This window comes from Aquimarina sp. U1-2 (genome assembly GCF_017897595.1).
Classification (GTDB): Bacteria; Bacteroidota; Bacteroidia; order Flavobacteriales; family Flavobacteriaceae; genus Aquimarina.
Genome location: NZ_JAGKIK010000021.1, coordinates 18,627 through 32,990 on the forward strand (window position 1 = coordinate 18,627; position 14,364 = coordinate 32,990).

16 protein-coding genes are annotated in these 14,364 nt (G+C 34.7%); 7 read left to right on the forward strand and 9 right to left on the reverse strand.

The features are described from left to right. Both J8281_RS17790 and J8281_RS17795 read right to left on the reverse strand, forming a co-directional pair. The gene (locus J8281_RS17790) at positions 1-672 is read right to left on the reverse strand and encodes a porin family protein (protein WP_210199013.1); all 672 of its coding nucleotides are present in this window, start codon (positions 670-672) and stop codon (positions 1-3) included. A gap of 67 nt (positions 673-739) precedes the next feature. After that, complete coding sequence (locus tag J8281_RS17795) at positions 740-1,429, reverse strand: hypothetical protein (RefSeq protein WP_210199014.1); 690 nt, start codon at positions 1,427-1,429, stop codon at positions 740-742. A gap of 201 nt (positions 1,430-1,630) precedes the next feature. Between J8281_RS17795 and J8281_RS17800 the strand changes: the two genes are divergently transcribed. The 4 genes from J8281_RS17800 (at position 1,631) to J8281_RS17815 (ending at position 5,665) form a co-directional block, all read left to right on the forward strand. Further along, a complete protein-coding gene (locus J8281_RS17800) occupies positions 1,631-2,194 on the forward strand; it encodes an RNA polymerase sigma factor (RefSeq protein WP_210199015.1) in 564 nt (187 codons plus the stop codon). Between the two features lie 13 nt (positions 2,195-2,207). Beyond that, positions 2,208-3,245: a FecR family protein gene (locus J8281_RS17805; RefSeq protein WP_210199016.1), complete on the forward strand. Its 1,038-nt coding sequence runs from the start codon at positions 2,208-2,210 to the stop codon at positions 3,243-3,245. Between the two features lie 19 nt (positions 3,246-3,264). Then, positions 3,265-4,596 carry an STN domain-containing protein gene (locus tag J8281_RS17810; RefSeq protein WP_210199017.1) on the forward strand — a complete coding sequence of 444 codons (1,332 nt, stop codon included), beginning with the start codon at positions 3,265-3,267 and terminating at the stop codon, positions 4,594-4,596. 562 nt (positions 4,597-5,158) lie between these two features. Beyond that, positions 5,159-5,665, forward strand: coding sequence for a hypothetical protein (locus J8281_RS17815; RefSeq protein WP_210199018.1), 507 nt, complete (start codon positions 5,159-5,161; stop codon positions 5,663-5,665). A 234-nt stretch (positions 5,666-5,899) separates the two neighbouring features. Here J8281_RS17815 and J8281_RS17820 read toward each other — a convergent pair whose 3' ends face one another. Then, positions 5,900-6,754: a hypothetical protein gene (locus J8281_RS17820; RefSeq protein ID WP_210199019.1), complete on the reverse strand. Its 855-nt coding sequence runs from the start codon at positions 6,752-6,754 to the stop codon at positions 5,900-5,902. Between the two features lie 148 nt (positions 6,755-6,902). Between J8281_RS17820 and J8281_RS17825 the strand changes: the two genes are divergently transcribed. The 3 genes from J8281_RS17825 (at position 6,903) to J8281_RS17835 (ending at position 9,227) form a co-directional block, all read left to right on the forward strand. Continuing rightward, the gene (locus tag J8281_RS17825; protein WP_210199020.1) at positions 6,903-7,487 is read left to right on the forward strand and encodes a thioredoxin family protein; all 585 of its coding nucleotides are present in this window, start codon (positions 6,903-6,905) and stop codon (positions 7,485-7,487) included. A gap of 59 nt (positions 7,488-7,546) precedes the next feature. Then, the gene (gene map / locus J8281_RS17830) at positions 7,547-8,365 is read left to right on the forward strand and encodes a type I methionyl aminopeptidase (RefSeq protein WP_210199021.1); all 819 of its coding nucleotides are present in this window, start codon (positions 7,547-7,549) and stop codon (positions 8,363-8,365) included. An 85-nt stretch (positions 8,366-8,450) separates the two neighbouring features. Beyond that, the gene (locus J8281_RS17835) at positions 8,451-9,227 is read left to right on the forward strand and encodes a class I SAM-dependent methyltransferase (RefSeq protein ID WP_210199022.1); all 777 of its coding nucleotides are present in this window, start codon (positions 8,451-8,453) and stop codon (positions 9,225-9,227) included. Here the strand turns inward: J8281_RS17835 and J8281_RS17840 are convergent. From J8281_RS17840 to J8281_RS17865, 6 genes are all read right to left on the reverse strand, one after another. Continuing rightward, the gene (locus J8281_RS17840) at positions 9,222-10,226 is read right to left on the reverse strand and encodes an FAD:protein FMN transferase (protein WP_210199023.1); all 1,005 of its coding nucleotides are present in this window, start codon (positions 10,224-10,226) and stop codon (positions 9,222-9,224) included. The two genes, J8281_RS17835 and J8281_RS17840, sit on opposite strands and share 6 nt — an antisense overlap. Before the next feature lie 5 nt (positions 10,227-10,231). Further along, on the reverse strand, positions 10,232-10,567 hold the full coding sequence (locus J8281_RS17845; protein ID WP_246849157.1) for a Na(+)-translocating NADH-quinone reductase subunit F: 336 nt from the start codon (positions 10,565-10,567) through the stop codon (positions 10,232-10,234). A gap of 95 nt (positions 10,568-10,662) precedes the next feature. Next, positions 10,663-11,541, reverse strand: coding sequence for a DUF4846 domain-containing protein (locus J8281_RS17850; RefSeq protein WP_210199025.1), 879 nt, complete (start codon positions 11,539-11,541; stop codon positions 10,663-10,665). Between the two features lie 87 nt (positions 11,542-11,628). Further along, positions 11,629-12,936 carry an NADH:ubiquinone reductase (Na(+)-transporting) subunit F gene (gene nqrF, locus J8281_RS17855; RefSeq protein WP_210199026.1) on the reverse strand — a complete coding sequence of 436 codons (1,308 nt, stop codon included), beginning with the start codon at positions 12,934-12,936 and terminating at the stop codon, positions 11,629-11,631. A 1-nt stretch (position 12,937) separates the two neighbouring features. Continuing rightward, complete coding sequence (nqrE, locus tag J8281_RS17860) at positions 12,938-13,654, reverse strand: NADH:ubiquinone reductase (Na(+)-transporting) subunit E (protein WP_210199027.1); 717 nt, start codon at positions 13,652-13,654, stop codon at positions 12,938-12,940. Positions 13,655-13,665: 11 nt separating this feature from the next. Next, the gene (locus tag J8281_RS17865) at positions 13,666-14,364 is read right to left on the reverse strand and encodes an NADH:ubiquinone reductase (Na(+)-transporting) subunit D (RefSeq protein ID WP_210199028.1); all 699 of its coding nucleotides are present in this window, start codon (positions 14,362-14,364) and stop codon (positions 13,666-13,668) included.

A 14,364-nucleotide genomic window follows, 5' to 3' on the forward strand; every position in this document is an offset into this window, starting at 1 on the left:
CTAATTTGAAAAGAAGTACACCAGGCTGCAGCCCAGTGACCTGTTCTTAATACTAGTATCATCATCACCTTCGGGTACGATATTTTGTAGTCCAGCTTCATAGGATATATCTACTTGCCAGGCAGGAGAAATTCGTACACCTACTGTAAAAACGGCTCCCCAATCGAATGGCCTGTAGGTATCTTCAAATTGTTCATTTCCCCATTCGATATCACTATCAGTAAAAAAATCTATAGCTCCTACATCACCGGTAGTGTCAATCTCACCTCCTATACCGTAGCTTACATAGGGCCCTGCACCTGCAAACAAACTGGTTTTTCCTATATTAAAATTATAAACTATTGGAACAGGGGCATGAAGATACAGTGGACTTGAGGTTACTTCTACATCAACTAGTAGTATATTTTCATCAAATCGATACCCTTTACCTTTAAACATTAAAGAAGGTTGAATTCCGAAATTAGAGTTTTTAAAAGGTGCATAGAGTACTACTCCGATCTGTAATCCTGATTTGGCCTCAGTATCGTCTTCAATATTAAAAAATTCAGTATCGATTCGTTGATTACTAAGGTTGAATCCACCCCGTATTCCCAACTTTAGACTTTCTTGAGCATATATTATCGGGGGCCACAAAAATAGTATTGCGAAAACTAAAAAGAAACTTGATCGCATAGGATGTTTTTTAAAAGTTATATAAAGCTAAACCAACATAAAACAATAGTCAATGTTCTTAGCTACATTATTCAATGTTAATCGAGAGTACTGTAGGTCTATATCTTCCGGTAATTAATCCTCCGGCACTAGTAGTTTCAGTAGCTTCTGTAATATCGAACCTTTCTAATATAAGAGTTCCTGGCTGTGGATCTATGTCCTGCAATACTCCAGAGCCTAAAACAACAGATGTAGCATCCTCATTAGATTGGGTGAAAACTTTTGTTTGTTGTATATTATTTGGCACTACAGTAGCTACTACACTAGATGCACCTTCTGCTACCGATGCTCCTTGCCAAATAAGTTCATACGATTGAGATCGATCAAGAATGGTTGGTATATTTTCAGGAAAATTGACCGCTCTTAAAGTAATCAAGTTTGAAAATACTTCACCATCTAGGTCTGTGTATAAAAAAGTACCACTATTCACTAAGCCTGCTAATTTGAGTTCGTAGAACCCACCCACGTTATTAAATGGAATTGCGGTATCATTAAAAATAATACTAGCACCCTCAGACAATTCTAAACGAGTTCCTGTTAAATTACCAAAACTAAATGTAGTCTTAGCATAGGTTACGTTCTCTGTTTCATCATAGAATAATTCGTAAGCTGCATAAATCCTATCTTGGTCAACGTTCTCAGAATCTTCAGACTCACATCCGATCGCACCAAGCATTAAAAAAAACAGTACTAAATAACTAACAAAATTGAGTTTCATTCTTTTTTCGTTTTAAAATAATTAATCAGTTATTAAACCCATCTATGTAAAAAACGCTGCGTCATAAAGACAAAAAAATTGAAACATAACGTCTATAGCGACTATTTTCATCATTCTAAACATGCATTTAGTATTTTTACCAAATCTTACGCAGCGAATTCGAAAATTCTAGTTATTTTATAAGAAAGTGCTATCTATTTTATGAATACCGAAGAACAGGCAAAGTTAGTGAGCGCATGTAAAGCTCATGACCGTACTGCTATGGAAAAGCTTTATACCATGTATGTTTCTAGAATGATAGCTATAAGTATGCGGTATTGTAAGCATCAAACTGATGCAGAAGATATTGTTCAAGAGGCATTCATCAAGGTTTTTAAGAATATTCACCGGTATAATCACACCGGGGTATTGGGGAGTTGGATAGAACGTATTGTTACCAATTGTGCCATTGATCATTGGAAAAAAACAAAAAAAACGATTTATCTAGATCATGAAAATTTTGAAAGTCAGGATGAAATACACTCCGTAGACCCAAGTGAAACCGATGCGCTTTTGAAAGAGCTCTCTATAGAAAAACTAAGAGTATTGATAACAGATTTGCCAGAACAATATAGATATGTGCTTAACTTGTATGCTATTGAAGGATATTCTCATAAAGAAATTGGTCATATGCTGAACATAAAAGAAAGTACCTCTCGATCTAATTACACCAGAGCCAAGAAAAAATTATTAGAACGTATTATAGAACACAATATCACGTATTAATGTTAATCATAGCATGAAACAGGATGAAGACATAATAAAAAAGGTTTTGCATGAGCGTTTTAGAAATGATACCATAGAACCTTCTAAACCAATGTTTGATACTATCTACGATAAAGTAGAAAGAAATAAGCCTAGGTTTAATTATAGAATTTGGTACGGTGCCGCTGCCGCCATAATAGTAGTTTTTGGTCTTGGGGCTTTACTTACATTGCCGCAAAAGAAAGCCAATCGTACGAAAATACAAATAACAAATACTGAGACTCTACAGAATGAGGATACAATCCTTCAAAAACCGATACCAGCACTAGGTGATCATCAAGATCATAAAAACGTTTTGACTACTACAGAGGATGCTACTGTTGCCAAAAGTGATCAAGAAAAAAAGAAATATACCAAATTGGCTAACCGTTCAACACCTAAAACCTTCACTTCACAAAAACAATCGAGAACTATAAAATTAAATGATAAAAGTATGCTTACTCTGCGACCGCTTAGTCAAATCAAGTTTTTGAACACAGAACAAGGTGACCGAATCGTAAATTTAAACGGGAGCGCATTTTTTAACGTTGCAAAAGATACAAATCGACCCTTTATAGTAAAAGGTCGTCATAGCAATATACGGGTTACAGGTACATCTTTTATCATGTCCTCAGAAAAAAATGAAGACAAAATCACGCTTATCGAAGGATCTGTAACCATATCACATTTAAAAACAGGAAGGTCTAAACAAATGGTACCTGGCCAAAGCTATAGTATGCATAGTGACGGATTAACTCTTTTAAAAACATCTCCTAATCAATTTGCATGGAAAACAGGTACTTTAAGCTACAAAAACAGTACTATTCGTACTCTTATTCAAGACCTGAGAAAAAACTTTGATATACATGTAACGGTACAAGATTCTCTATTGTTACAATGCAGTTACACCGGAACATTTAAAAAAAATTCACCAGAAAAAATTTTACAAATTGTCAATATGACCCTGGGAACTGTGTTACAAAAGAAAAATGATACCTTTGTTATAGTTGGACAAAACAATTGTTTTCGTTAATCCGTTTGAATTCATCAATTTGAAATACAGAATTTTTTCTTTACTGTGTATATTTCTTTTCGGCACCTTATCTGTAAAAAGTCAGGAGTCGACTACAAAACAACCTAAAGATGTATTGACCTCCCAAGTTACTATAAACAGTAAAAATCAAACGATAGAAACGATACTCGCAACATTGGAGGAAGATAATGCCTTTAGTTTTTCGTATATTGATAGTGAAATTCCACTAAAAAAAAGAGTTTCAATTGCTATAAAAAACGAAGAATTATTTCGAGCCCTAGATCTTATTTTTGAGAATACGCTTGTGGATTATATTGGATTTGATGATCAAATCATATTGGTTAAAAAGGAAGATATTCAATTCATCGAAAACATTAAAAATAGTACTTCATCAACGTACTTGTATTTAGCTCCTATTTCAGAGTACTACATGGGATCAAACAAAAATGGAATACGAGTTAATTTAGATATAGTACTTAAAAAACTCATCGCCCTCTACAAAAGGCCCTCTGACGAATTTTCTTACCCTACTCAGTTAGATTCAATGCGCGTAGACTCCTTAGAAGTAAAAGTTATTGATTCCTTAAAAATAATAAAGAAAAAACGAAAGCGTAACAAGATTAAATTACCAAAATTCTCCTTAAAGAATGTTGACATTGCCTATGGGTTTTATGCTTCTGTAGCATCGGTTTTTTGGACATTTTCTTCCTCTTCAGGAAACAGGGAATTTAATCAAAACACGATACCTGATATATCTGTAACTCTGGGCAATACTATTTATGCTGAAGGTGAATCTACAATTACCGGAATAGGACTACATCTTACTTATTTTAGAAAAACTGGAGTCCATACCAACTATTTAATCAATACTGTGTTTCCCAATACGCTACTTACTCAAAACTCACCCTATGATGAAGATTTTGTTTTTGCCGAGTTACCGCTATCGCTAGGGTTTAAAGGTCAGAAAAAGAATTTTAATTACCTCATCCAACCTGGAATACAAATACATAGATTGTTATATAGTAATGTATCACCAACCTACAGAGTATATCAGGATCAATTTTTTACCAATCTTAATTCAAATAGTACCAACAACCCAGATCTTTCACCTTATTTTGATCAAAACTTTAATTTGATCGAGGCTGATGCTACCAAAATCAGAAAATGGAATGTATCTGCTTTTCTTTCTTTCAAAATTATCACCAAATGGTCCCGACGATGGAAAATTAGTATTGGGCCAGAGGTAAGCTACCAACTGTTTTCGCTTTATGATGCAAATGCTCCTATTTCCCAACATAGAATTCAAGCAGGTATGGGTATTATTTTTGCTCCAATTTTTTTATATATGTGAGCGTGTAACGGTTATATGTTTTTCTTAATTTTTAAATTATTGATTGCCCGTTATTATACCTAAAATTTAACTGAGAAGTCATCCTGAATTCATATCAGGATCTCATTAAGTTTATCTTCAGTAAATTGAGATGAGAAGCTGAAACGAGTTCAGCTTGACGCAAACCGTTTAGGTTAAATTACGGATATTCGTTTTAAATTATTTCTTTTTTTAATAATTAATGTGTAAACGTATAAAAATCTTGCTTCAGAACAATTACTAAAATAAGATGGCTGTTTTATCTCATATTCTACTGATTTAGAAATACATCTCAATTATCAAGAAATATTCTTATTTTTGACGAAATAGGTATGCAAGTAATGCCTAATGAAGATGACCAAGAAAGTAGTGACAATAATCATTACGAAAAATTTTAATTTTGAAAGATGCTTTAGCTTCTCTCGAGATTACGATTTTTAGACAGCGTCAGTTCATTTGCAGCTGTCTTTAATTAGTAAACGTTCAGCTATTTACTTATCCATTTAAAAGAAATAGAAAAACCAAATTAGCGCTTAATGTATACATGATGAAAAAAAGCTCCATCCCAATTATTTATGTGCTTGTTCTCTGTATGTTATTTTCATGCGCTGAGGATTCGGGAGAAAATACAAATGAAAATTTACCAGTAACCAGGCAAACGCTTTTAGTAGGAAAAATTTGGGTATTAGCGGCACAAACTATTACTCCTGCTAGGGCACGTGTGGCTAACGGACCTGTGATTACCGATTGGTACGCAGATATGCTTCCATGTGAACGTGATGCTCAAAAAATTTATTTCTTTAATGGTGACTTAGTATTCGACGAAGGTGCAACGCGATGTGAAGATACAGATGTTCAAACATTTGCAGGATCATGGACTTTTAATGCAGATGAAACTATTATTACAGAATTACAACAAAATTTTATAAATATAATTCGTAGCTATAAAATTATTGAACTTACAGAAAATACGTTGGTTATCGAGAGGCAGGACAACTTTTTTGGGTTAGTTACACATACTATTGTAGAGCGCTATGTTAATGAAGGGTAGCCAGATTTCTCGCAAACAGTAAGATTCTACTGCTCAATAAGTAATAAAAGTTATACTATTGTAAAATGAAATTACATAAAGAATACGAGTAATCATAAGGTAAAAACCATGTATTCTGATATCTATTTCCTTATTATGAATCACATGTATTCTTTAGGTAATCTCATTATTATCAATTCAACATAAGAAAATTTAGATACATTCTTATACCGAATTCATTTTTGATATACTAGTTTATAGATCAAAAACCAGTTGGTTTCCGTCCTCTCCCGTTAAAACTACTTCGCGATCACAAGATCCGTCGCCATAATTAATACTGAAGTTAACTCCGAAATTACTTGTGAAATTCTGAATACCTGCTATAGGATATCTCAAAAACTCTAATCCATTAAAACATGTAGCATCGTACTTTACAACAGAATTTTCTACAGATGTAGTTTCTATAAGTCTTAAGTTTTGTAAATCTTCAAGAGAAGAAGATTCGATAAGACCTATAGTCTCTTGTGGTGTAAAACGATTTTCGAATTCAAAATTTCTCTGTGTTTTATATCGTAACGCTGTACCGTCTGGCGCTGTTAATATTCCATCAATAGTAACATCGAATACCTGAGTTACCTCATCACTCAACGCTTCATCTTGAACAGATAATCTATAACCATCAAACGAATAACCATTTTGATAAGTAACATTTTTGAATACAGCAGAATCTCTAAGTTTTGTAGTCCCTAAACCGGCAATATAAAACTCAAACCTACCTTGCCATTCATTAGATTGGCACTCGTCTTTCTCAAAATCTAAACTGAGTGCACTATAAAAATCATAGGCTTCAAAGCCCAAAATAGGAGCGTCTTGATACGCTAAAAGAGCGTCTATTGCTACACAATTTTGCTTGCTACTTCTCGACGTGTTTTTAACATCATTAAATGCATCAAGAGTAAGTTGATCAAACGATTGAAAAGCTGTACTTGCAGTCATGTAAGTCTCGAAGGCTTTTTGATTATCGTTTTGGATAGTGGTATTCGACGTATCATCGTTTGAGCAGCTAAGTACTGTAATACCTACGAAAGCACTTAAAATTAGTTGTTTCATAATGTTTTTTAAAAATTAAAATTACTTCACTAGATAAACTCTTTATTTACAATAACGCTGCGTCTACTTTTACATTTTTTTGTTTTGATCTTGAAAGTATTGCTATACCTATAGTTTTTCAGTATCTTGAAAAAGAAAATAGCGATACATGAAGCAACTACTTTTATTTGGTTACATTTTACTGTGTAATGCTTGCATTAGCACAACAACCCCAATACAAGACCAAACGTCTTCTTATACTTCTGAAGCATATGAACCTTTGCCAAATACCGATGCTTCATCATCAATAACAACTGATATATTGATAGGCAAACAAGATAGGAAAGCACTAGAACAGGAACCTTTTGGTCATTGGTTTCATGAGAATTATAAGAATTATACTATAGATACCGCTACCGTTTCAAAAATAGCACCACACCTCAGTACTATATCGATTAAAGCCTTTATGGGTACCTGGTGTAGTGATAGTAAAAGGGAAACCCCTACATTTTATAAACTATTAGATGCGGCAGATTTCGATTATGACAACTTAGAACTTATAACCGTTTCAAGAGAAAAAGATACTCCTAATGGCTTAGAAGAAGGATTGAATATCCTACGAGTGCCTACCTTCATTTTTCATAAGGACGGAAAGGAAATTGGTCGGTACGTAGAGTTTGCCAGAGAAACTTTAGAAAAAGATATACTTGCGATTGTATCTGGTCAACCCTATAAACATTCTTACGAGGATTAAATTATATATCTTGATATTCTTCGTAAATTTGCGCTCGACTCACATGCAATTATTTATTTATGATTATCACAAAAACACGTGAAGAAATAGAATTAATGCGAGAAAGCGCTTTGGTGGTTTCAAAAACGTTAGGAATGTTAGCTTCTGAACTCAAACCAGGAGTCACTACAAAAGCATTAGACAAAATTGCAGAAGAATTTATTCGTGATCTAGGCGCTGTTCCTGGTTTTTTAGGTCTTTATGGCTGCCCCTCTACTTTATTAACTAGTGTTAACGAAGCTGTGGTACATGGGTTGCCAACTGACAAGCCTTTAAAAGAAGGTGACATTGTAGCTATTGATTGTGGAGCTATAAAAAATGATTTTTACGGAGATCATGCGTATACATTCACCATAGGAGAGGTTTCTCCAGAAATAGAGAAATTACTTACCATCACCAAAGAATCTTTGTACAAAGGTATTGCAGCATTAACTATTGGAAATCGTGTAGGTGATGTTGGATATGCCATACAACAATACACAGAAGCTGAAGGGTATGGTGTCGTGCGAGAACTTGTAGGTCATGGTCTGGGGAAAAAGCTACACGAAGACCCCGAAATGCCCAATTATGGCCGACGAGGACGCGGAAAAAAGTTGGTAGAAGGTATGGTTGTCGCCATAGAACCTATGATCAATATGGGAACCCATCGCATCAAACAACTAGAAGATGGTTGGACTATCGTAACTGCTGATGGTAAACCCAGCGCACACTTTGAACATGATGTCGCCATTGTAGAGGGTAAGCCTGAAATTCTTTCAACCTTCAAGTATATTTATCAGGCCTTGGGTATTACTTCTAATGAAGAAGATGCATTTAGAAAAGAAGTACTCACCGTTTAAGCATACTAACTCTAGACAAGACTTTATTTGAATTTTTTTTATCGTGTATGCTTTAGCATAAACCGAGTATTAAATAGGTAAGCCTTTGAAAAAACTCTTCAAACACATACTAAATACAATTCCCAGGCCTATACTCATTAGACTGAGTTATATCATTTCCCCTCTTATTTCTTTAGCTTTACGAGGAAACACATATACAGACCCAATAGATGGAAAGAGCTTTTCAAAGTTTCTACCTTATGGTTATGAAAATCAGAGAGAAAATGTACTTTCTCCTTCAACATTATCCTTAGAACGGCACAGGTTACTTTGGTTGTATTTAAAAAATGAAACTTCTTTTTTTTCTGCTCCGGCAAAAGTGCTTCATTTTGCTCCCGAACAGGCATTTTACAAGAGATTTAGAAAGCTTGAACATCTCGAGTACACTACCACAGATCTAAATTCACCCTTAGCCGATGTAAAAGCTGATATTTGTAATTTACCGTTTAAGAATGATGACTATGATATTATATTTTGTAATCATGTTTTAGAGCATATACCTGATGATACTAAAGCAATGCAAGAAATATTTAGGGTTCTAAAACCTGGTGGTATGGCTATACTTCAAATTCCACAGCAATTAGACAGAAAAACTACATTTGAAGATTATGGTATTACCGATGCCAAAGAACGTGCCCGAATATTTGGCCAATATGATCATGTTCGAATTTATGGAAGAGACTATTTTGACAAATTAAGAAGTATCGGGTTTACAGTGCAAGAAGTGAGTTATACCAAAAAGCTAACAGCCAAAGAAGTAACCAAGTATTGTCTTGCGCCAGGAGAAATTCTACCTGTTTGCTACAAACCTAAATCTTTATGAGTTTTTATCTTCAGGAAAACCATTCATTGTAAGTGTTTTCAACTCTTTATTTTTATCTTCATAAATAAAATATGCTTTTACAGTAGGATGCGTATTTAAAAAATCTTTTGACCGCTCTAATCCCATAGACATCAATGCTGTAGCATAAGCATCAGCTTCCATACAGGTAGCAGCCATTACAGATACGCTTAACAGGTTTGATTTATGAGGATAACCAGTCTTCGTATTAATTATATGTGCGTAACGACTTCCATTGTCGTCGACTTTGTACTTTCGATAACTTCCTGAAGTTGCCATGGCTTCATTTTGTAGAGAAATTACTTTGCTATAGGATTGTGAATTATCAAAATTAGGATCTTCAACACCAATTCGCCACGGTTTTTGTTTTATGATATTAGAACCTTTTCCTCGTATCTCTCCACCTATTTCAACCAAAAAATGAGCAAACCCTTGTTCTTCAATAAAATTAGCAAACACATCAACAGCATATCCTTTGGCAAGTGCATTAAAATCAATAAATGTATTCGCATGAGTTTTAACAACTTTATCTTTTTCTAAAGTTACGTTCTTCATACCTACCGATTGTAATAAACTATCAATTTTAAGACTATCAAGAGCTATTATTTTACCTTGAGGACCAAAATCCCAAGCATTGACCAAAATACCAATAGTAGGATCAAATGCACCTTCAGTCTCTTTGAATATCCTTTTAGAAGCGGTGAATACTTTTTTGAAATGATCATCAATAGTAACCGTGGTATCACCACGATTGATTCTAGAGATATCAGAATCCTCGATATACGTAGACATAGATGCATTAATAACAGCTACAATGCTATCGTAAGATTTTGAAAGCGCAACTTTTTGAGGACCTATACATTGTACCGAATATCTTGTGCCAAAAGCTTCTCCCCGAGCATAACTGAGTTGAAATTCGGGTTCTTTTTTACAAGATATAAGACAACCCACCAAGATAAGAATACGTAAATTATGAATCATGATGTCTAATTAAGATACGTTTCAATAGTTTGCAATCCTGCATATTCTAATATGTAATCTTTATTAAGAAGTACAGGTTTATTTGGATTTTCTGCATTTTGTAATCCCACCCCAGCATAGAAAACCTTTGCTTCTTGTTCTCTTGCATGTTTTTTGAACGTTTCCATCCATATCACATCATAATTATGAGGATTATCGGGATACGATATGGCTTTAACTAGTACAAAATATCGTTGATTAGATGTATCAACGCATACGAATTGAGGGTGTTTTCCTAATGTACTGTTAACTGCAATAAATTCGAAACCTTTTTTTTCCAGTTCTTCACCGACGATATTCATCGCGAGGTTATGTAGTTCTTGTTTGGTCAAAATTCTAGTCATAGCACTACAAAGATACTACGCTAAATTTAGAAATACGAATTCAGAATTTTGAATTATTTAAATCGTACAAATTTAGCCTCATCAAAATAATAACTAGGAGTATACACAGGTGCTCCCTCTTGAAACCGATACCATGGAGAAATCGAAGAGTCTTCAAGATTTTTAAGTAAACATACACTCTGCGCAGGTGTATTGCCTTGTGCTAATACATACATTTTATCTCCATCGGCATTTATAATTTCATCTACAATAAGTTCTATATGGCCAGGAGAACCAGGTTTTACTAACATATCTCCTATTTTAATTTCTGAAACAGGTATTTTGTCAAGTTCATGATACATGGACAACGTACCAGCATAGGTATAAATTAAATTCAGGTATTTGTAAAAATTAGATTTTGAACGATTTGGGGTAGCAGTTTTATAAAAAGTAACTTTATCCCCCTTAATTTTGGGGCGATATCCTTCTGCATACTTTTTCCATGAGCAATAGTGCCCAGACGTAAAATTGAATCCAATTTCATCTTTTCGGTTGGTATCCCACAAATATTCTGATCGTATTCTCATTAATGCATCAGCACATTGCTGTAGTCCGTTTTTTGGAACTGGAACTTCTAAAATTGCTTCGTGCCAGTGTTGAGCAAAATACTCTGAATCGTCATAATTAATGATTTTACTGCCATAGGGTTTGAGTTTGTAATGACGTAAATATTCTTGAAGAGAACCTTTTGGATACACAACTCTTTTATATCCTTCTGGAACTAGCACTCTAGTGAAAATAGAATCACCCTTCTTATTAATAAGAGTAGGCGGTACCATTTTACTTGTAGCTAGACCTTTTATTTGATTTATCGCGACATTACCCTTTCTTGTAGTAAATAACATAAAAATCAAGAGCAATACAATGACTAGCGATATAGTGTATTTCTTCATAAAACAATCCACTTTGATTTCCCTTGAAAAATACTGAAACCGATGCAGTTTCTTGCATCGGTTTCAGTATTAGTTAGTAATTTAGGGTTATCCTCCAAAGTCATCAAATCTAATATTCTCATCGGGAATACCAAAATCTTCACCCATCTTTTGAACAGCTTTGTTCATTAATGGAGGCCCGCAGAAGTATAACTCTATATCCTCTGGAGCTTCATGATGATTTAAATAGTTATCGATAACACAATTATGAATGAAACCGACAAAACCATCACCTTCATCATTGAGATCTTTTTTCACTTTCCAGTTGTCTTCTTCTAAAGGTTCTGAAAGTGCTAAATAGAATTTAAAATTATCAAACTTTTTCTCTAAATCATAAAAATGATCCAGATAGAACAACTCTCTTTTAGAACGACCACCATACCAATATGTAACCTTTCGCCCTGTTTCTAAAGTTTTGAATAGATGATACAAATGGGATCGCATTGGCGCCATTCCGGCACCACCGCCTACATACAACATTTCTGCTTGTGATTCATTGATAAAAAACTCTCCATAAGGTCCAGAAATAGTTACTTTATCGCCTGGTTTTTGAGCAAAAATATAAGACGAGGCAACTCCTGGATTTACATCCATCCAACCGTTTTTGGCTCTATCCCATGGCGGAGTAGCAATACGTACATTCAACATGATATCTCTTCCCTCTGCAGGGTAAGAAGCCATAGAATATGCACGTTCTACAGTTTCACCATTTTTCATCACCAAAGGCCACAGGTTAAATTTATCCCACTCTTCTTTAAATTTATCAGGAGTGTCATGCTCCTCGGGATGGGCGGTAATGTCAATATCTGAATATTTTACTTCGCAAGGTGGTATTTCTATTTGAATGTACCCTCCTGCTTTATAGCCCATATCTTCAGGAATACGCACTACAAATTCTTTTATAAATGAAGCTACGTTATAGTTACGAACTACTTCTGCCTCCCATTTTTTAATACCAAAAACTTCTTCTGGTATTTCGATATTCATATCTTGCTTCACTTTAACCTGGCATGCTAAACGTGCCCCATGTTGTAGTTCTTTACGAGAAAAATGAGGAGTTTCTGTAGGTAGGGCTTCTCCACCTCCGTCTAATACGTGGCATTCGCATTGTATGCAAGTCCCACCTCCACCGCATGCCGAAGGTAAGAATATTTTTTCGCTTCCTAGTGTAGACAGTAATGTCCCTCCAGAGGCGACTTCAATTTCTTTTTCACCGTTAATGGTAATTTTTACAGGACCCGATGGTAACAACTTATCCTTTGCAAATAATAAAATTCCCACTAAAATAAGAATCAATACCAAAAATGAAATAATGGTTATTGCTATAGTTCCACCGGTAGATGCTAAAAATATCATATTATTTAAGTGTTATAACGTTAGTACTCTCGGCTACTTCTTTTGTAGCTCCCTCATTTTCAACTTGAGCAGCTTTTGGAGTTTCTTCATCCTCTTCATCTCCTCCTGTTAGCATTCCACCAAAACTCATAAACCCAATAGCCATTAGACCTGTAAGTATAAAAGTTATTCCTAATCCTCGAAGTGGTGCAGGCACATTCGAATATCTAATTTTTTCTCGAATGGCAGCAATGGCCAAAATAGCTAGAAACCAACCAATCCCTGACCCTACACCATATACTGCCGCTTGTGATATATTAGAAAATTCTTTTTGTTGCATGAATAAAGAACCTCCTAAAATAGCACAATTCACAGCAATAAGAGGTAAGAATATTCCCAATGAGTTATATAAAGCAGGAGAAAATTTTTCTACTATGATTTCTACCAATTGCACCATAGTAGCTATAGTTGCAATGAATAAAATAAAAGTTAAGAAACTTAAATCATAATCTGCATACTCTGGGCCAAGCCATGTTAACGCCCCATCTTGCAATAAATACTGATCTAATAAAAAGTTGAGAGGAACCGTAATGGCAAGAACAAAAATTACCGCAGCTCCTAAACCTACCGCTGTAGATACTTTCTTGGATACTGCGAGGTACGAACACATTCCTAAGAAGAATGCGAATACCATATTCTCAATAAAAATCGATTTTAAAAATAATTCCAAATATTCCATGCTTCTAAATTTTAGTGATCCTCTATTAGCGCTTTATTTCTGCTTCTTTGTACCCAAATAATAATTCCTACTGTAATTAGCGCCATAGGAGCTAATACCATAAAACCGTTATTTTCGTACCCTATAGCATATAAACCGGTTTTCTCTACCGGATCCCCTAAAACTTTGAATCCAAATAGCGTACCTGAACCAAATAACTCTCTAAAAAAGGCGACAATAATCAGTAATAATCCATATCCGGCAGCGTTCCCCACGCCATCAAGAAATGATTTCCAAACGCCATTACCCAAAGCGAATGCTTCAAAACGACCCATAATAATACAATTCGTAATAATCAGACCGATAAATACCGAAAGTTCTTTACTTAAGGTATAGGCAAATGCTTTAAGTACCTGATCAACGATAATCACCAATGCGGCTACAACGACAAGCTGTACGATAATTCTAATTTTTGAAGGAATGATATTTCTCATTAAAGAAATGACAATATTACCAACTCCCATTACAAAAACCACAGAGATCGACATCACTATGGAAGGCTTTAATTGAGCCGTAATCGCCAATGCCGAACAAATTCCTAACACCTGAATAGTAATGGGATTATTATCTGCAAGAGGATCTGTAAGTAATTTTTTATTCTTTTTAGAAAACAAAGGCTCTCTAGGCTCTTTAGCTTTCACCTCAACTTTTTCTTCTGTTACTTCGGCCAT